Source organism: Thauera mechernichensis (genome assembly GCF_029588855.1).
GTDB lineage: Bacteria > Pseudomonadota > Gammaproteobacteria > Burkholderiales > Rhodocyclaceae > Thauera > Thauera mechernichensis.
In genome coordinates this window covers 154879-173426 of sequence record NZ_JARQZE010000005.1, presented here as the reverse complement: position 1 = coordinate 173426, position 18548 = coordinate 154879, and the positions used below count along the sequence as shown (strand labels likewise).

The following is an 18548-nucleotide window of genomic DNA, read 5'->3' as shown; positions in this document are numbered from 1 at the left end:
ACGGCTGTGGGATTGGACATCGGCGCGGGCGCCAGGCCCCGCGCTCAATTCAGTGCTTGTGGCGCGTCACACCCGCATCGAAACGGCTGACGATCTCGCGCCACCCTGCCTCGACAAGAAAGCCAGCATCGAACCGGGCAGGCGCTGCTGCATCGGACTCGCGGTGCAGCCAGATCTCTGGCTGCGAGTCAGCCTCTCCCACAAGTGGCAGCACCAGCAGGAACGAACCGGCCACTGCCGGTTCAGCACTCAGGCCCAGATAGGCACTCATCCCCGCGTGCTCGATCAGGGACCAACTGTGTGCTCCACGCCATGCCATGCCAAGGTCGGCGACGAAGGGCGGAACGAGCGCCGCGGCCAACTCAGCCACTGCAGGTGGCACGCCCCCCCACGCCGTCAGTTCTATGGGCACGAGGCGCAGATCGGCATACAGCCCCTGTTCGGCCGCACTCAGTCCGTCACGCGCGTCAAGCTGATGCGCCTCCACAACGGTCACGCCGACGTGCGCGGCACGCACCCCGACCACCGCCCCCGCCGCTGCCAGGATCACGCAGCAGGCCAGGGCCACGAACAAGGACTCGTGACCCGCACCAGCGGGTCGAACAAGGACAGCAGCCATCAGCGGATCTCGGTGTGATCGATCTCGACCACATGTCCCGGACCTGCATCGAAGAGCACGTAGAACTCCCCTTCGGGCCGCTTGAAACGCAGCGTGGAATCGTCGCCAAGCTTGCCCTGTATGAGGATGGTCTCATCGTAGGCGACGACATCGATGGTGACACCGGGCGCCTTGCTGCCATCCGAGAAACCGCCGGTGCAGACAACGGTATCGCCATCGGGTACGCAGACGCAAACCGGGTTGTGCGCGACGGCAAGGCCCGCAAGCCCTGAAAGCAGGCCCGCCAGAATGAGGTGCAGCGGTTTGCGTGGGAAGTCGAGACTCATGTGGGGTTTCCTTTCTTTACTAGCCATCCGGCAGTGACTGGCGAGACCTCGGCAAGCGGCAGCGCCACTTGGTGCGTGGAACCGTCCCAGCCCTCCAGCGTGATCCACACCTCGGAATCCGGGGTTGCTCTATCGGGAACATGCAGGTTCGCGAACTGGCGGTAGGGCGAGCCGAAGAAGATCGCGCCTGCCGCACGCAGACTGCGCGGCTTGCCGACGCGGATGTAGACCGCCTTCACCTGCGCTGTACACTGCGCACAAAGCGCCAGGCTGAAGGTCTTCATGTACCCCGCCTCACCATCGAGCGCGGGTGGCATGAGGTTCCACTCGGCAAGGCGGATCGACCAAGGGCCGACGGCGAACTCGCCCACCATGCGTTCGCCAAGGCCCTTGGCGCCGCGGTTCATCTCGATGCGATCGAAGTAACCCGGAAGATAGAAGAGGGGCAGCAACACCATCACGACGCTGATGCGGAACAGCCAGCGCTTGCGCGAGACGTTTTCGGGCTTCTTGCCCAGCTTGGGCGCCGCCAAGGTACTGGTCGGACTCATTCGCTCACCTCCTGCGCCATAACCGGCTGCGGCTGCGGTTGCCGGCGCAGCGCAGCGATGGTGGCCTGCGCCGTGCGCTTGGTCCAGATCAGCATGCCGCTCAGCACCATCATGGTGAGCAGCACACCGAACAGGAAGTACACCAGCTTCAGCCACAGACCGGCGAAGTCACCGGTATGCAGCGGCCGCATCGACTCGGTGAATAACTCCAGGCCGGAGCGGTCCGAGACGCGACGCACATACACCACGTCGCCATCGTAGGGGTTGATGTGGAGACGTTCGAACAGCAGCGGATAGCCCCCGCGCCCCAGCACCATGATCGGATCGTAGGCAGTACCCGGCAGTCGCACGAACATCGGCTCCAGGCCAGGCAGATGCTCGCTCGCCTTGGCTGCGGCCCCGTCGAGCGAGATCATCGGTGCGCGCAGTCCATCTGCGGTATACGGCGCATCCTCGCGCGCCACCACGGGTGGAACGCCTTCGGTCGAGATCGAGATCGACAGGTCCGAAAGCGTTGCCTGCACCAGGAACCACAGCCCGGTCACCGACATGATGAGGATGAACGGGATAGACCAGATGCCAGCCAGTCGGTGGAAATCGCCCCAGAAGACGCGCGCGCCCTGCGCGAACCGCAAGCGCGGTCGCAGGAAGCCACGCCAGAACTTCTTGTAAACCACCAACCCAGTGACTAGCGATACCAGCATCGGCAAGGCAAGGGCGGAGACCGCATACCATCCGAGATTGAAGCCGTTGTCGAACGGCATCAACAGCCAGCCGTGCAGCGCACGGATGAACTGACGGAAATCGAACCCCGAGTGCGCGCCCTGTATCTCCCCAGTGTAGGGATTCACATGCAGCGTGCCACTGGTTCCATCGGCGTAGCCTACGCGCACGCTGAGCGCGAACTGCGACTTCACCGGTCGAGAGATGGACTGCACTACGGCGTCGGGCTGCGCCCCGTTGACTGCAGCCAGGATCTCGTCGTACCCAAGCACTTGCGCATCGTGTGCCGGAGCACGAGCGCGTACCGCCGGATCCGCCAACCACACGATCTCCTGGCTTACCGTCGCTATCGACCCGGTCAGACAGACGAAGAACATGAACATCCACAGCGGCAGTGCAGCCCAACTATGGACAAGGAACCAGACGCGTGCGCCACTCCTCCGTCCCTGCACACCATCGATCATAGGGACTGTGGACTTCATCGGCGCCACTCCCATCCATGCAGGGCTCTCCCGTTCCGAACCATGAAAACTCCACTGTGCAGGCAACGCACCAATCCAGAAAACAACAAAACCCGTGCCTCGCAATCGACAGGAACGGGACTCAAAGCAAATCAGGTGCTTTCATAGGACATGTCGTTTGAGCGCGCAAAATGGGCTAGTTTGTTACACGCAGTTACATTCAAGCCTTCAAACTGATTGATGCTTCTCCGAAGCAGGGAATCCCCTCGCTTGCCCGCGCCCCGGCGCTGGGTTAAAAGTGCCGCAGCCGGGCACGCCACCCGTGTCGGCTGACAAACAACAAAAGGAGACATCAAGATGCGCGCGTTCCTGTTGTCCTGCCTGCTCCTGGCCGGCCTGCCGGCCCAGGCTGCCTATAACGCCATGTTCGTGTTTGGTGACAGTCTCTCCGACGGCGGCAATGCCTATGCCCTGTCGTCCGCCGCCGGGGCGCCGTTCGCCCCTTGGCCGCCATCGCCGCCCTACGCCGAGCGATTCACGGATGGCCCGACAGCGGCCGAACACCTCGCGGCACAACTGGGCATCGCGCTTGCCCCATCGACCAGCGGCGGCAGCAACTTTGCGGTGGGCGGCGCGATGACCGGCCTGGGCAATTTCAACTACCTCACCGGCTCACCCTTCCCCCTGCCGCCCAGCCTTGAGCTGACCGGCGCCCAGGCGCAGGTCCTTCAGTTCATGGGCAGCCCGGCGGCGAGCTTCGACCCGGCAAGCAGCTTGTTCATGCTGTGGGCAGCGCCCAACGACTTCTTCTTCACGCTCGCAACCGGCGGCAACCTGCTTGCCGCCGCCGAGACGGCAGTGACCAATCTGGTAAGTTCGATCGGTCTGCTGGCGAGCATCGGCGCCACCGACTTCCTCATCCCCAACATGCCCAACCTGGCAAGCACCCCTCTGGGCCTGGGGCAGACCGACGAGGCACGCCAAGGCCTGGATCTCATCTCGACCGGCTTCAATAACGCGCTCGCCAGCACCTTGGCGCACATCCGTGCCGGGAGCATTCCCGGCCTCCCCGGCGGGCTCCGCCTGATGGAGTTCGACACCGCAGCCTTCCTCGACGAGGTCATCGGCGATCCCGGCACCTATGGCTTCAACAACGTGAGTGACGGGTGCATCTTCAGTGCAGTGTCGAACTGCGACGAGTATCTCTTCTTCGACGGCGTCCACCCGACAAGTGCAGCGCACCGGCTGCTCGGCGAGCGTTTCCATGCCACCGTTCCCGAGCCCGCGGTGCCAGCCCTGCTCGCCATCGGGCTACTGAGCCTGCTCGGCGTGCGCCGCTACACAAGGCATGCCTGAGGCAGCCACTCCGGCAGCGGCGCGTGCCCATGCGGGCAGCGCCGCCGTCACCACAAGCGTGCGTCGGGCCGATAAGGCAGGCGCCGTGTGCGCAGCCGGCGCGCATCGGGGTGAGACGGGTTGAGCAGATAGTTCCAGCCCACGGGCACAACAACCGACGGCACACGCAGCAGCAGGGTGTCATTGCGCTCGACCCAGTCATCACCGAGGTGCTGCGATGGCGTACGGCCCACCGACCAATCCACGTTGTCCATGTCCCAGCCCACGGGCGGGACAAGCGTCTCGGCCTCGAGCACTGCTGCCGCCGGAAGCGTCACCTCGACAGCCACCAGTTCCCGCGGCGGGCGCAACGGCGTGTGCACCCGCTTCTCCAGCTGCGCAAGCGCGAGACTATCGGCGAGATAGATCACCGGTCTGCCGACACTGTTCCAGCGCCCCCCGACCGCAGCCGCACCATTGCCTGCGCAGGCGAGATCCTCGGCCGCACAGAGCAGCGCACCCGTATCGAGATCGATCCAGTCCTGCGCCAGCCGCCACAATGTAGCCGTGCGCGCCGCCATCAGGCGACGGTACCGGCCATGATTCGGCGCAGCGCGTTCATCACCGCCTGGTGCCCCGGGGTGGTGGCGAGCAGTTCGATCGGTATGGCGCCACCCAGCACGGGGACGGGAGCAGCCAACCACTCGCGCGCAGCGGCCTCGTCGCCAAACACCCGGGTCGCCGCACGCTCGACGTCGATCAACCGCGCGACGCGGTCGGAATCGTCCTGCGACAGAGGCTTGCCCTCGCGCACGCGGCGGTCATAGGTTGCAGGTGCCACACCCAGCAACTGCGCCAAGCTGCGCCCGCTGCGTCCGAAGCGATGTGCGAAGGCCTCGAGCGAGCCGGTCTCGAAACCTTCGCGCACCATGTGGTCACGCTCGAGCGCGGACGCTGCATGAAGGTAACGATCAATGTCTGCCCCGCTCAGGGTGGCGCGTGCGGCGTAGGCGGCTGAAGGCGCTCGAACTGGGGTGGGCGTGGGCTTCATGCTGGGCTCCTGCAATCATCTGATTGATATCAATAGATCAATTGAAGACCCTTCAGTATCTCGTGTCAAGCCTGATCGCGGCTGCGCCACCGCCATGACCACGCAGGCGAGCAGTGCCCATCACGCGTGCTAGACTCGCGCGGCTTCCAAGGTTACGTCTCCGATGCATATCCAGCTCTTGATCCCCGGCCTGCTGTGGCCTACCGCAACCCTGCTCGGACCGGCCTCGGGCCTGACGCTCGACGGGCTGGCCGGCCTGCTTGGCCGAGGTTCGCGCTCGGTGCTCGCGTTCGAGCCCTACGACCGCCAGCTGGCGCGGCTGTTCGGACTCGAAGGCGGACCGCTGCCGCTGGCCGCATTGCGCCGCAGTGGCGAGCCCGATGCCCCGCCCCCGGCGGAGGGTGACCACTGGCTGTGCGCTGACCCGGTCAACCTCTCCTTCGCCCGCGAGCATCTCCTGCTGCAAAGCTTCGACGACAGCCAGCTTGATGCGGAGGAAGCCGCTGAACTGGTCGCTGCGCTCAACGAGGTCTTCACCGACCTCGGCCAGTTCGAGGCCTGCACGCCGACACGCTGGTACCTCAGGCTGGCACAAGCCTCCAAGGCCACGCTATACCCACTGGACGACGTTGTAGGCCGCCCGGTGAAGCACTTCCTTCCCGAAGGCGAGGACGCCCGCCTGTGGCAGCGCACCATGAATGAAGCGCAGATCGTGTTGCACAATCATCCGCGCAGCCGCGCCCGCGAGGCATCCGGCCTGCGCGCGGTAAATAGTATCTGGCTGTGGGGCGCCGGCGCACTCGAACACGCACCACAGGCACCGGCAGCGCTGGTGCAGGCCACCGACCCGCTCAGCGTCGGCCTGGCACGCAACTGCGGCCTCCCCGTCGCCATGCCCGATGTCTCCGCCGCACTCCGACAGGACACGCTGGTCGTACTCGACGGCTTGCGACTCCCCGCCCAAGCGCTGGATCTCGATGCATGGCGCACTGGTCTCGAAGCACTGGAGCGCGACTGGTTCGCGCCACTCGCCACTGCACTGAAACGCGGCCGCATCGACAGCCTGCACATCACCGCCCCCGGCGACCGCGCGACGCTGCTCGTCGCCAACCAGCGTAGCGAGCGCTGGAAGTTCTGGCGCAAGCCCTACGCATTCGACGACCTGCTGAAGTCGCTCGCCCCAGCTCCCCTGCCGCTGCCTGAGGCAACGCCGCCACCGCCCCCCCACGAAGCCCGATGACTCGCATCCAGCCCCGCCCCGTCCCCCAGCAGGCCTTCGCCCGCCTTGCCGATGCCGGCCTGCACCCCCTGCTCGCCCGCCTTTACGCCGCGCGCGGGATCAGCCGCGCCGACGAACTCGACACCAGCCTGAAGAACCTGCTGCCGCCCGAGGCGCTTACCGGCACGGCAGAGGCAGCGCAGTTGCTGGCCGACGCCATCGAAGCTGGCGCGCGCATGGTCATCGTCGCCGATTACGACTGCGACGGCGCCACCGCTTGCGCCGTTGGCATGCGTGCGCTGCGCGCCTTTGGCGCCGACGTGCATTACCTGGTGCCTGATCGTGTGACCCTGGGCTACGGCCTCACGCCTGCGATGGTCGACATCGCCGCACGCCTCGAGCCAGACGTGCTGATCACCGTCGACAACGGCATCGCCAGCGTCGAGGGCATCGCCGCAGCGCGTGCCCACGGCATGGCCACCGTGATCACCGACCACCACCTGCCCGGCGACGTGCTGCCCGAAGCCGACGTGATCGTGAACCCCAACCAGCCCGGCTGCGATTTCCCGAGCAAGGCACTGGCCGGCGTGGGCGCGATGTTCTACACCATGCTCGCACTGCGCGCCGAGCTGCGCGAGCGCGGCGCCTTCGCCGGTGGCAAGGAGCCCAACCTCGCCGAGTTGCTCGACCTGGTCGCGCTCGGCACCGTCGCCGACGTGGTCAAGCTCGACCGCAACAACCGCATCCTGGTCGCACAGGGTCTGGCACGCATGCGCGCCGGGCGCATGCAGGCGGGCATACGCGCCCTGTTCGCACTCGCCGGGCGCGATCCGGCTCGCGCCAGCACGATGGATCTCGGCTTCATGATCGGTCCGCGCCTGAACGCCGCGGGGCGGCTCTCCGACATGAGCCTTGGCATCGAGTGCCTGATCACCGACGACCCCGGCCGCGCGATGAACATCGCCCAGGAACTCGACAAGCTCAACCGTGAGCGGCGCGGCATCGAGGCCGGCATGCAGGAGGAGGCACTCGCCCGGCTCTCCGGTTTCGAGGCAGGCAACCGCGCCACCGTGGCGCTGTTCGAACCCGACTGGCACCAGGGCGTGATCGGCATCGTCGCCGGCCGCATCAAGGAGCGCCTGCACCGCCCGACCATCGCCTTTGCGCGCGCCAACGACGGTGAGCTCAAGGGCTCCGGGCGGTCGATTCCGGGCCTGCACCTGCGCGACGCGCTCGACCTCGTCACCAAGCGCCACCCGGAACTCATCGTGCGCTTCGGCGGCCACGCCATGGCCGCGGGCCTGACCATCCGCGAATCCGAACTCGCACGTTTCGACGCTGCTTTCGAAGAGGTCGTCAGCGAACTGCTCGAACCCGCGCAGCTCGAGCGTCGCATCGAAACGGACGGCAGCCTCGAATCCGGCTATTTCGCACTCGACGCCGCCCGCATGCTCGACAACGAGATCTGGGGCCAGGGCTTTGCGGCGCCGGTGTTCGACGACGTCTTCCGTGTCGAGCGCCAGCGCCTGCTGAAGGACAAGCACCTCAAGCTCGAGCTGTCGCGCAGCGGTACGCGCTACGAGGCGATCCGCTTCAACCACGCCGACGGTGCTGCCGCCCAGATCCATGCGGCCTTCCGTCTCGGCGTCAACGAGTACAACGGCGTCGCCAGCGTGCAATTGATGCTGGAGCATTTCGAGGCGGCCTGAGCGCGCACCAGCCGGTCATTGGCTGCTGGCGAGACACCGGTCACGGCCCGACATCGTTCGGCCCGCGGGCATGCGGGAACATCCATGCCCGCGTGCGCTCCAACCCGGCAAACGGACCAGGTCGCGGCACCGCAAACCGGTAGCCGCCGACACTCGCCCCCGGATGCGGAAGGCAGCCCAAGGAGACACCCCCCGACGGGCACAGGTGCATGCGGGATCGACCGAGACCGAAGGGGAGCGCGCCATGAGCACTGTTACCCGGTTCCAGATCGACCATCGCCGTTTCCTCGACCCGCAGGGCGAGGCGCTCGGGCCGCTGCCCGACTTCGCGCGCGATCCGGCGCAACTCGTGCCGATGTACCGCGCGATGTACCTTACCCGGACCTTCGACGCCAAGGCCATCGCATTGCAACGGACCGGCAAGCTGGGCACCTTCGCCTCGGCGCTCGGCCAGGAGGCCATCGGCGTCGGGGTGGCCAGCGCGATGCGCAGCGAAGACGTGCTCTTCCCGTCCTACCGCGAACACGCCGCACAGCTCGTGCGCGGCGTGCGCATCGACGAAAGCCTGCGCTACTGGGGCGGCGATGAGCGCGGCAGCGACTTCGCCGCGGCACGCCTGGATTTTCCCAACTGTGTGCCGATCGCCACCCAGGTGTGCCACGCCGCGGGGGCAGCCTACGCCTTCAAGCTGCGCAACGAGGCCCGTGCCGCGGTGAGCTTCCTGGGCGACGGCGCCAGCTCCAAGGGCGATTTCTACGAAGCGCTCAACTTCGCCGCCGTGTGGCAAGCGCCACTGGTCGTGGTGCTCAGCAACAACCAGTGGGCGATCTCGGTACCGCGCAGCGCACAGAGCGCCACCGCCACGCTGGCGCAAAAGGCCATCGCTGCCGGTATCGAAGGCGTACAGGTCGATGGCAACGACCTGGTGGCGGTGCACCACTGTGCCCGCGAAGCACTCGCCAAGGCGCGGGCGGGTGGTGGGCCGACCCTGATCGAGGCCGTCACCTACCGCCTCGGCGACCACACCACCGCCGACGACGCCTCGCGCTACCGCGACCCGGCCGTGGTGCAGGAACAATGGTCCTTCGAGCCGCTCACCCGCCTGCGCAACCATCTGCTCAAGCTTGGCGCCTGGGGGCCGGACAAGGAAGAAGCGCTCGCACGCGAATGCGCCGATACCGTGAATGCCGCCGTCGAGGCCTATCTCTCGACCCCACCGCCTGTGACCACAGCAATGTTCGAGCACCTGTTCGCAACACTGCCCGCCGCGCTCGCCGCCCAGCGCGACGAGGCACTGCGCTTCGCACCTGTCAGCGCGGGCAGAAACACGGGAGGCGATCATGGCTGAGATCAACCTTGTCGAGGCGGTCAACCTCGCCCTCGCCCACGAACTGGCACGCGACGAAGCGGTCGTGCTGCTCGGCGAGGACATCGGTGCCAACGGCGGCGTGTTCCGCGCCACGGTCGGGCTGCAGCAACGCTTCGGCGCCGGCAGAGTGATCGACACCCCGCTCGCCGAGACCGCGATCGTCGGCACCGCGATCGGCATGGCGGCGATGGGCCTCAGACCGGTCGCCGAGATCCAGTTCTCCGGCTTTCTTTACCCGGCGCTCGACCACCTGATCAACCACGCCGCACGCCTGCGCAACCGCACGCGCGGCCGGCTCGCCTGTCCGCTGGTCGTGCGCACGCCCTGCGGCGGCGGCATCCATGCGCCCGAACACCATTCCGAGAGCCCCGAGGCGATGCTGGCCCACACGCCCGGCCTGCGCGTGGTGATGCCCTCGTCACCCGCGCGTGCCTACGGCCTGCTGCTTGCGGCCATCCGCGACCCCGATCCGGTGATGTTCCTTGAACCGACGCGGATGTACCGCCTGTTCCGCCAGGAGGTCGCCGACGACGGCGAGGCGCTGCCGCTCGACGTATGTTTCACCCTGCGCAGCGGCAGCGACCTCACCCTGGTGAGCTGGGGCGCGATGCTGCACGAAACCCAGGCCGCCGCCGATGCGCTCGCCGCCGAGGGCGTATCGGCCGAGGTCATCGACGTCGCCACGCTGAAGCCGCTCGACACCGCCACCATCCTCGAGTCGGTGGCACGCACAGGGCGCTGCGTGATCGTGCACGAGGCTGCGCGCACAGCAGGCCTGGGTGCAGAGATCGCCGCCTGCCTCGCGGACGAGGGCCTGTACTCGCTGCTGGCGCCGGTACAGCGCGTCACCGGCTACGACACCGTGATGCCGCTGTCGCGGCTCGAGAACCAGTACCTGCCCAGCGTCGAGCGCATCGTCGCAGCGGCGCGCAAGACCCTGGAGGCATCATGAAGATCTTCAAGCTGCCCGACCTCGGCGAAGGCCTGCAGGAAGCCGAGGTCGTCGAATGGCACGTCAGTGTCGGTGACGAGATCGCCGCAGACCAGCCCCTGGTCTCGGTCGAGACCGCCAAGGCCATCGTCGACATCCCCTCACCTTTCGCCGGGCGCGTGCAGAAGCTCTACTGCGAGGCCGGCAAGGTCGTGCATGTGGGCGCACCGCTCGTCGGCTTCGAGGGCGCAGCCGAGGAAGAGGACGCTGGTACGGTGGTGGGCGAAGTGCAGGTCGGCCGCGAGGTCAGGGCCGAAGCACCCGCCCCCGTCGCCCACGCGGGCGGGGCCATCCGGGCCACACCCGCGGTGCGCGCGCTCGCCCGCCAGCTCAAGGTCGAACTCGAGATGGTCACGCCGTCCGGGCCCGACGGGGTCATCACCACTGCAGACGTGCAGCGCGTGGCGAAGATCCTCGCCGAGGTCGGCCCTGCCGAGCCGCTGCGCGGCGTAAGGCGCGCAATGGCCCAGAACATGGCGCTGGCCCAGAGCGAGGTGGCCGCCGCCACCGTCATCGACGATGCCGACATCCACGCCTGGGCTGCGGACGCAGATGTCACCGTACGCCTGCTCCGCGCACTGGTTGCCGGCTGCCGGGCCGAGCCCGCGCTGAACGCATGGTACGAAAGCCACACCATGGCCCGCCGTCTGGTGAGCAGGATCGACGTCGGCATCGCGCTCGACTTGCCCGAGGGCCTGTTCGTGCCGGTGATGCGCGACGTCGCCAACCGTGACCCGGCCGACCTGCGCGCCGGGCTGGACCGCATGCGGGCGGACGTGCAGGCGCGCCGGATCCCGGCCGAGGAGTTGCGCGGCAACACCATCACGCTGTCCAACTTCGGCATGATCGGCGGCAAGTACGCCTCGCCGATCGTACTGCCGCCCACCGTAGCCATCCTGGGCGCCGGACGGGTGCACGAACAGCTGCGCCCGGTCGATGGCAAGCCTGCGGTGCGCCGCGTGCTACCGCTCAGCCTGTCCTTCGACCACCGGGTGGTCACCGGCGGGGAAGCGGCGCGCTTCCTGAGGGCAGTGATCGACGATCTTCAACGTGGGGACTGAGCCGCCGCCTGTGGTGACATCGCGTCCAGGAACGCCTCCAGCTGCACCGCGCCAAGCGGGCGGCTGAACAGGAAACCTTGATAGGCCCGGCAACCGATCTGCAGCAGGCAGTCGCGCTGGGCTTCGGTCTCGACACCTTCGGCGACCACCACGAGGCCCAGTGTCTCGCCCAGCACCGTGATCATGGTCGCAATGGCCGCATCGTTCGGATCGACCAGGATGTCACGTACGAAACTGCGGTCGATCTTGACCTGATCCAGCGGCAAGCGCTTGAGGTAGGCCAACGAAGAGTAGCCCGTGCCGAAATCGTCGAGGGAAAAGCGCAGCCCATGCGCTCTCAGCACCTCCATGCGGGCGATGATCTGCTCGATGTCAGTGATCAGCGTGCTTTCGGTCAGTTCGATCTCCAGCCGCTGCGCGCAAGCGCCGCTGCGTTCCAGGGCTCCGAGCACATCGGCCACGAAATCCGGCTGCAGGAACTGACGCGCACTCACATTCACGGCGATCGACAATTCCGCGCGCCCGGGCACCGATGCCCACGCCGCCAGCTGGGCACACGCAGTCTCGATGACCCAGCGACCGAGCGGCACGATCAGGCCGTTCTCCTCAGCGATCGGGATGAACTCGGCCGGCGACACCAGACCACGCTCGGGATGCCGCCAACGCACCAGCGCCTCCACCCCGATCACCTTTGCGCTGCCCCTCACCTGGGGCTGATACTCGAGCACGAACTGCCCCTTCTCGAGCGCGCTCCACAGCCCGGCCTCGAGCTCTGCACGGATCTGGGCGTCGGCCTGCATCTGCGGGTTGAAGAAGCGCATCGCATCACGGCCGGCATACTTGGCCTGGTACATGGCGAGGTCGGCCCGCATCAACGGCTCCTCCAACGCCTCGCCGGCCTCTCCGCCAAACAGCGTGACGCCGATGCTGGCCGACACACGGCGTTCGCAGTTGCCCACCGCGAAGGTCTTGCGCAAGGCCTGCAGGATCTTGCCACCAATGGCCTCTGCGACGCGGGCCGCCGCGTCCTCGCGTTCGTCGAGGTTCTCCAGCATGACCACGAACTCGTCTCCGCCGAGCCGAGCCACCGTATCCTCCTTGCGCACGCATCGACCCAGTACGCTCGCCACCTCCTTTAACAGGGCATCGCCCTGCTGGTGCCCGACCGTGTCGTTGATCGTCTTGAAGTTGTCGAGGTCGATGAACAACAGGGCGCCACGGCTGCCGAGCTTCGCACCGGCCGCCTGGGCTGCCTCCAGCCGTTCGAGCAGCAGGCGCCGGTTGGGCAGTCCGGTGAGTGCATCGTAATAGGCAAGCTGCCGCACTTCGGCCTCGGCCGACTTGCGCGCGCTGATGTCCCGCGCGGAACAGAACAGCACCCGCCGACCGTCAACCTCGAGCGCAAACGCGGTGATCTCCACGGGAAAAGTGCCGCCATCGCGACGGCGGTAAACGGTCTCGAAGGTCAGCACCTCCGACGACTCCAGCAAGCGCTCGATGATCTCCCGCAACCCATCGGCCGAGAAACCTGCATCCCACTGCGTCACGTTCATTCCGATCACGTCGGCACGGGGGTGCCCGATCATGCGGCAAAAGGCATCGCTGGCCTCCACCACGGTGCCCGCGGCATCGGTGATGTGAATGCCATCGCTCGCGTTCTGCAACAGAATGCGGCTGCGCTGATTGGCGCGCTCGGTGGCCCTGACCAAGCGCCACAACAAGCCGCCTGCGACCAGCGTCACGGCGCAGAACGTCAGAAAGAACACGATCGCCTTCCAGCGGTCGTAATGCCACTGGGCAAGGTAGTCGTCCTCGCCCCAACCCACGACCACGAAGGCCGGCATGGAGGCGAGCTTGCGGTAGGCATTGATGCGGTTGATGCCGTCTGCGGTCTGCGCACTGTAAAAGGATTGTGCCTGCACGCCCGCCGCGACGATGTCGCGCAGTTCCAGCGAACCGCCACGCGAGCCTACTCCGCCGGCATCGGTCTCAAGGGGAGGAAAGCGCGCGATCAGGCTCATGTCCAGGTCGCGCATCAGCGCAATGCCTCGGCTGCCGAGGCTGAGGCCGGACAGCAAGCGCTCGAAGTACGCCACCGGCACCACCGCGGTCACCACCCCCGCAAACTGCCCCGAGGCGTCGTTGTAGCGCCGCGAGAAGACATTGCCCCAGGTGCCCGCAACACGGCCATAGACGAGCTTGCTGGCGCGTGTGACGCCATCATCCGCGCTCCGATGCTCGTAAAAATAGCTGCGGTCGGCATAGCTGACCCGGGTATCGGACGTCACCGCGTGCCCGAGGATCACCCTGCCCTCGGCGTCGGTGACCTTGAACTCGGCAATCGGCGCCAGCCAGTCGTGGAAACGCGCGATACGCTCGCTCAGCAGTGCGTGGTCAAGCCTGCCGTGTTCGAGCAGCGAACGTTCGAGATCACCCTGCACTTCGCGCAGGCTGAGGTCGATCTCGCGGATGGACGAACTTACGCTCTGGTCAAGGAGCAGCGACAGATTCTCCACGGTCACCCGGACTTCTTCCTCCTTGCGCTCCTTCGCCACCTCAAGGGTGTATGCAAGCAAGCCGGCAATGAACAGGTTCAGCGCCAGCACCGTCGCAACCAGTGCGATATGGATCGTTCTCTTGTTCCGCTGCATGGCACCCAGTTGCACGTAAAGGAGGCGCCCGGCCAGGACAGGGCCGCAGCACACCTGAGCGCATGTTATCGGGCAGGCGCTGCGGGTTCCAGTCCGGCTTGGCGGCGAGCGTCGGAGGAACCCGGTGCCTGACCGCCGGTCCCCGCGCTGCGCCAGGTTCATGACACGTCGTTCAGGGGTCATGGCAGTGACAGCGAGGCCTGCAGGCAGGCGCGCGCTCCGGCTATAATGCGCGGTTTCCCAGATTGAGCCGGAGCCGCAGCCATGGAAGCCGAACGCCAGAACGCCATCGCCGAAAAACTCGCCGACCTCGCCGCCCGCGGTCGCGAACTACGGAGGTATCTTTGACTACGATGTGAAAGCATCGAAGCTCGAAGAAGTTAACCGCGCGCTGGAAGACCCTGCCGTCTGGAACAACGCCGAGCGCGCGCAGGAGCTCGGCAAGGAAAAGCGCCAGCTCGAAGACGTGGTACTGACGCTGCAGAAGATCGACGCGCAGTCGCGCGACCTCAAGGATCTCTTCGAGCTCGCCGAGGCCGAGGACGACGACGACACCTTCGAGGCGGTCGAGACCGATCTCGGCGAGCTGCAGGGCGAGATCGAGAAGCTCGAATTCCGTCGCATGTTCAGCAACCCGATGGACCCCAACAACTGCTTCATCGAAATCCAGGCCGGCGCCGGTGGCACCGAGGCCCAGGACTGGGCGGGCATGCTCGAACGCATGTACCTGCGCTACGGCGAGAAGAAGGGCTTCAGCGTCGAGCTGATGGAAGAGACCGAGGGCGAAGTCGCCGGCATCAAGAACTGCACGATCAAGCTCTCGGGCGAATACGCCTACGGCTATCTGCGCACCGAGACCGGCATCCACCGCCTGGTGCGCAAATCGCCGTTCGACTCCAACGCCCGTCGCCACACCAGCTTCACCTCGGTGTTCGTGTTCCCGGAGGTCGACGACTCGATCGAGATCGAGATCAACCCCGCCGATCTGCGCATCGACACCTACCGCGCCTCGGGCGCCGGCGGCCAGCACATCAACAAGACCGACTCCGCAGTGCGTATCACCCACGAGCCGACCGGCATCGTCGTGCAGTGCCAGAACGACCGCTCTCAGCACAAGAACAAGGCCGAGGCCATGTCGATGCTCAAAGCGCGCCTGTACGAGGCCGAACTGCGCAAGCGCCAGTCCGAGCAGCAGAAGCTGGAAGACTCCAAGAGCGACATCGGCTGGGGCCACCAGATCCGCAGCTACGTTCTCGACCAGTCGCGCATCAAGGACCTGCGTACCAACTATGAGGTCGGCAACACCCAGGCCGTGCTCGACGGTGACCTGGACGACTTCATCGCCGCCAGCCTCAAGCAGGGCGTCTAAGGTTTGACCGAAGCGCCCCTCACCGACTTTCTCGCTGCAGGCGTGGACGCCGACGAAGTGCCCGAACTGGCGGCACTGGCGTCGGCACGCCCGTTGCTGGAGGCTTTCATCACGCTCTTCCGCGGCACCGAGGCCGAGGTGCTCATGCGCCTGCTCGTGCTGCGCGAGATCGGCCGCGAGGCCGACAGTCCGCGCTGGTCGCCCGAGGCGCTGCGTGCGCGCTTCACCTATCTCGACCCGGTCAAGCTCGAGACGGTATTGAAGCGCCTGCGCGACAATGCCCTGCTGGCCATCGGCGAGGACGGCCACTACGCCCTCTCCGACATCGGTCGCAATGCGGTCGCAGCGATCGCCATGTTGCTGCGCTTCGGCGAGGAGGAAGACGCCGAACTCGGCTTCCTCACCGCCCAGCTCGCCGGCCTGCAGGCGGTGGGCAGCATCACCCCCGAGGCGCTCGGCCACCTGCTGTCCAAGCTCAACGACCTCTCCTGGCACTTCGAGGAGGCGATCGCCTCCGGCTCGGAATTCCGCATCCTGGACGCCCGCCGCCGCCTGTCTGCCAACGGGCGCTGGCTCGACCGCGGCACCGACATCCTCAACAAACTGCTCGCCGACCCCGAGGTCGACTTCGACATCGCCCGCATTGCGCAGCGCATCGGCCTGGCGCAGTCGCGCCTGGCGCGAGTGGACGCCTCCTTCCAGCGCGCACTCAACAAGATCGAAGCCCAGCGCGTCACCCTGGGTGGCTCGGGCATCTCGTCCTCCGATGTCGCCGCCTGGCTACGCAGCCTGGATGCCCACCGCATTGCCGGGCTCGCAGCCGACGCCTGCGCGGCCGTGCCCGAACTCGCCCTGCTGGCGGGTGGCCACGAGCTGCTCGACCGCGCCGAGGCCATGCTCGAAGGCGAGTCCGCCGCTACCGATACGCAAGCGGCACTGCCGCCGCCCGATGCCGAGCCCGCAGGCGTCACGCTGCAAGCCGAAGACCTGCGCCTGCTCGAGCACTTCACCCACCGCCTCGGCACCCTGCCAGTGCCGCAGCCGCTGCACCAGGTCATCGCCGGCGGCGGCTTCGCGCCGGCGAGCTATCGCCTGTCGCTGCTTGCCCTGCTGGCCGACGGCGCCGAGGCCGGCCCGGAAGACGGCCCGGTCGGCAGCTTCATGCGCCTGCCGATCGAGGTCGCATTCAGCGACACCCTGACTGCAGTCGGTGAAGACGAAATCGCGGCGATGACGCTCGGCGAGGTGCGTCCGCGCGCCACCACGCCAGCCTGAGCCCCCAGGATTTCCATGGAACACGAACTCAAGACCCTCACCACGCGGCTGCTCGCGCAGCGCTGGCTTCCGCGCAACGACAAGCTGGTACGGCGCGCCCTGGTCGATGAGACCTTCCGCCATGAACTCGACCGCCGCCTCGCCGATGTCGGCCTGCGCCTGCTCGACAACCCCTATGCCGCCCACGTCGGTGTTGCCCTGCAACCCGAACTCGCCGAACCGGTGTTCGGCGCCGGCCGCGAGTACGCCGCCAGCAACATGGGCCTCACGCGCGACGAGATCGCCCTGCTCGTCATCATCTGGTCGCTGATCGTGCTGCCCAAGCGCGAGCGCCAGGTCACCCGCCGCGAGCGGGTGGACGACGGCCAGACCGACATGTTCGGCGGCGACAAACCGGTCGCGCATGGAGACGCCGTCTCGGGCACGCTCACAGAGGCCTCGCTGATCGCCGACTTCGGCCCCCGCCTCGGCGGACGCACCAAGGTGCGCAACTTCATGCTCGGCAAACTCGCCCGCCTCGGCTTCATCGAACGCCGCAACGGCCTCATCAGCGAAGGTCCGCTGCTCGACCTCGCGCTCGACTACCGCGTGATGGCCGATCGCATCATCCACGGCACGCTCGGCGAGGTACTCGCCGCCGCCGGCCATCCCATGCCCGAGGCCAACGCCTTCGCCCATGCCGATCGCCTCGCCGACGCCCTGCCCGACGACGAGGTTGCCGAGGAGGCGCGCTGAACCCATGCCCCTGCCCGTCATCGACCCCGCGCACTACGAAGCGCAGCTCGCCGCCAAGCTCGCGCGCTACAGCGCCGACTTCGCCGAGCTTGCGCTGCCCGAACCCACAGTCTTCCGCTCGGCGCCGCTGCACTATCGCCTGCGTGCCGAATTCCGCCTGTGGCACCACGACGGCCGCATCGACTATGCGATGTTCGACAGCGCCGATCCTAAGCAGCCCATCCTGATCGACAGCTTTCCTGCTGCCGCCGAACCCATCGCCGGCCTCATGCCGCGCCTGCGCGACGCCATCCAGGCCAGCGAGGCCTTGCGCCGCAAGATCTTCCAGGTCGAGTTCCTCGCCACCCTGAGCGGTGAATGCCTGGTGAGCCTTGTCTATCACCGTCCGCTCGACGAGGCCTGGGAGGCCGCTGCGCGCGCGCTCGCCGCCGCGCTGGGCATTCAGGTGATCGGCCGCAGCCGCAAGCAGAAGATCGTGCTCGAGCGCGACTGGGTTCAGGAAGCGCTCGTTGTCGACGGCCAGCGCCTGCGCTACCAGCAGTTCGAGGGCAGCTTCACCCAGCCGAACGCTGGGGTTAACCAGCACATGCTGTCATGGGCGCGTGCGCAGGCCAGGGGCCTGGGTGGCGACCTGCTCGAACTCTACTGCGGCAACGGCAATTTCACCGTGGCGCTGGCGCCGCTGTTCGACCGCGTGCTCGCCACCGAGATGAGCAAGACTTCGGTGCGCGCCGCCCACACCAACCTCGCCGACAATGGCATCGGCAACGTCACCATGGTGCGCATGGCGAGCGAGGAGATCAGCGACGCGCTGGCCGGTGGCCGCGAATACCGCCGCATGCAGGGCGTCGATCTCGCCGGCTACCGCTTCTCCACCCTTTTCGTCGACCCGCCGCGTGCCGGCCTCGATGACGGCACGATCGCGCTGGCGAAGCGTTTCGACAGCATCCTCTACATCTCCTGCAACCCCGAGACGCTGCGCGCCAACGTGGCCGCGCTCGCCGCCACCCACCGCATCGCGGCCGCGGCGGCATTCGACCAGTTCCCCTACACCCACCACCTCGAGTGCGGGCTGCTGCTGCAGCGGCGCTGAACCTCACCGC

17 protein-coding genes are annotated in these 18548 nt (G+C 67.0%); 10 read left to right on the top strand and 7 right to left on the bottom strand.

The features are described from left to right. Window positions 1–49: 49 nt before the first annotated feature. The 4 genes from P7F68_RS09510 to P7F68_RS09495 are packed head-to-tail and all read right to left on the bottom strand — an operon-like array spanning window position 50 to window position 2701. A complete protein-coding gene (locus P7F68_RS09510; RefSeq protein WP_002938720.1) occupies window positions 50–619 on the bottom strand; it encodes a DUF6162 family protein in 570 nt (189 codons plus the stop codon). Then, the gene (locus P7F68_RS09505) at window positions 619–945 is read right to left on the bottom strand and encodes a hypothetical protein (protein WP_002938719.1); all 327 of its coding nucleotides are present in this window, start codon (window positions 943–945) and stop codon (window positions 619–621) included. The genes P7F68_RS09510 and P7F68_RS09505 overlap by 1 nt, the downstream gene beginning before the upstream one ends. Continuing rightward, on the bottom strand, window positions 942–1496 hold the full coding sequence (locus tag P7F68_RS09500; protein WP_002938718.1) for a hypothetical protein: 555 nt from the start codon (window positions 1494–1496) through the stop codon (window positions 942–944). The genes P7F68_RS09505 and P7F68_RS09500 overlap by 4 nt, the downstream gene beginning before the upstream one ends. Next, window positions 1493–2701, bottom strand: a complete 1209-nt coding sequence (locus tag P7F68_RS09495; protein WP_277832639.1) for a PepSY-associated TM helix domain-containing protein — start codon at window positions 2699–2701, stop codon at window positions 1493–1495. The genes P7F68_RS09500 and P7F68_RS09495 overlap by 4 nt, the downstream gene beginning before the upstream one ends. Window positions 2702–3037: 336 nt before the next feature. On the opposite strand from P7F68_RS09495, the gene P7F68_RS09490 reads away from it, so the two are divergent. Next, complete coding sequence (locus P7F68_RS09490; RefSeq protein ID WP_002938716.1) at window positions 3038–4036, top strand: SGNH/GDSL hydrolase family protein; 999 nt, start codon at window positions 3038–3040, stop codon at window positions 4034–4036. Between the two features lie 47 nt (window positions 4037–4083). Here P7F68_RS09490 and P7F68_RS09485 read toward each other — a convergent pair whose 3' ends face one another. Both P7F68_RS09485 and parS read right to left on the bottom strand, forming a co-directional pair. Further along, a complete protein-coding gene (locus tag P7F68_RS09485) occupies window positions 4084–4596 on the bottom strand; it encodes an RES family NAD+ phosphorylase (protein ID WP_002938714.1) in 513 nt (170 codons plus the stop codon). Beyond that, complete coding sequence (gene parS, locus P7F68_RS09480) at window positions 4596–5066, bottom strand: type II RES/Xre toxin-antitoxin system antitoxin (RefSeq protein ID WP_002938713.1); 471 nt, start codon at window positions 5064–5066, stop codon at window positions 4596–4598. The genes P7F68_RS09485 and parS overlap by 1 nt, the downstream gene beginning before the upstream one ends. A 163-nt stretch (window positions 5067–5229) precedes the next feature. Between parS and P7F68_RS09475 the strand changes: the two genes are divergently transcribed. From P7F68_RS09475 to P7F68_RS09455, 5 genes are all read left to right on the top strand, one after another. After that, window positions 5230–6306, top strand: coding sequence for a hypothetical protein (locus tag P7F68_RS09475; protein WP_277832633.1), 1077 nt, complete (start codon window positions 5230–5232; stop codon window positions 6304–6306). Further along, on the top strand, window positions 6303–7994 hold the full coding sequence (gene recJ / locus P7F68_RS09470) for a single-stranded-DNA-specific exonuclease RecJ (RefSeq protein ID WP_002927897.1): 1692 nt from the start codon (window positions 6303–6305) through the stop codon (window positions 7992–7994). The genes P7F68_RS09475 and recJ overlap by 4 nt, the downstream gene beginning before the upstream one ends. A 244-nt stretch (window positions 7995–8238) precedes the next feature. Beyond that, a complete protein-coding gene (gene pdhA / locus P7F68_RS09465) occupies window positions 8239–9342 on the top strand; it encodes a pyruvate dehydrogenase (acetyl-transferring) E1 component subunit alpha (protein ID WP_277832629.1) in 1104 nt (367 codons plus the stop codon). Continuing rightward, entirely contained in the window at window positions 9335–10315 is a 981-nt protein-coding gene (locus P7F68_RS09460) for an alpha-ketoacid dehydrogenase subunit beta (RefSeq protein WP_002938705.1), read from the top strand. Before pdhA ends, P7F68_RS09460 begins: the two co-directional genes overlap by 8 nt. Continuing rightward, window positions 10312–11415, top strand: a complete 1104-nt coding sequence (locus tag P7F68_RS09455; protein ID WP_002927885.1) for a dihydrolipoamide acetyltransferase family protein — start codon at window positions 10312–10314, stop codon at window positions 11413–11415. Before P7F68_RS09460 ends, P7F68_RS09455 begins: the two co-directional genes overlap by 4 nt. Here the strand turns inward: P7F68_RS09455 and P7F68_RS09450 are convergent. Next, on the bottom strand, window positions 11400–14066 hold the full coding sequence (locus P7F68_RS09450; RefSeq protein WP_277832626.1) for a bifunctional diguanylate cyclase/phosphodiesterase: 2667 nt from the start codon (window positions 14064–14066) through the stop codon (window positions 11400–11402). The two genes, P7F68_RS09455 and P7F68_RS09450, sit on opposite strands and share 16 nt — an antisense overlap. A 264-nt stretch (window positions 14067–14330) precedes the next feature. Between P7F68_RS09450 and prfB the strand changes: the two genes are divergently transcribed. From prfB to trmA, 4 genes are all read left to right on the top strand, one after another. Then, window positions 14331–15435 (top strand): peptide chain release factor 2 gene (prfB, locus tag P7F68_RS09445; RefSeq protein WP_157354493.1). Its coding sequence is split into 2 segments (ribosomal slippage): window positions 14331–14411 and window positions 14413–15435, totalling 1104 coding nucleotides; the frame shifts between segments, so codons are not numbered across the junction. 3 nt (window positions 15436–15438) lie between these two features. Then, window positions 15439–16710 carry a hypothetical protein gene (locus tag P7F68_RS09440; protein ID WP_002938693.1) on the top strand — a complete coding sequence of 424 codons (1272 nt, stop codon included), beginning with the start codon at window positions 15439–15441 and terminating at the stop codon, window positions 16708–16710. Between the two features lie 15 nt (window positions 16711–16725). Beyond that, entirely contained in the window at window positions 16726–17445 is a 720-nt protein-coding gene (locus P7F68_RS09435; RefSeq protein WP_002927874.1) for a hypothetical protein, read from the top strand. Window positions 17446–17449: 4 nt separating this feature from the next. Then, complete coding sequence (gene trmA, locus P7F68_RS09430; RefSeq protein ID WP_277832619.1) at window positions 17450–18538, top strand: tRNA (uridine(54)-C5)-methyltransferase TrmA; 1089 nt, start codon at window positions 17450–17452, stop codon at window positions 18536–18538. Window positions 18539–18548 lie beyond the last annotated feature (10 nt).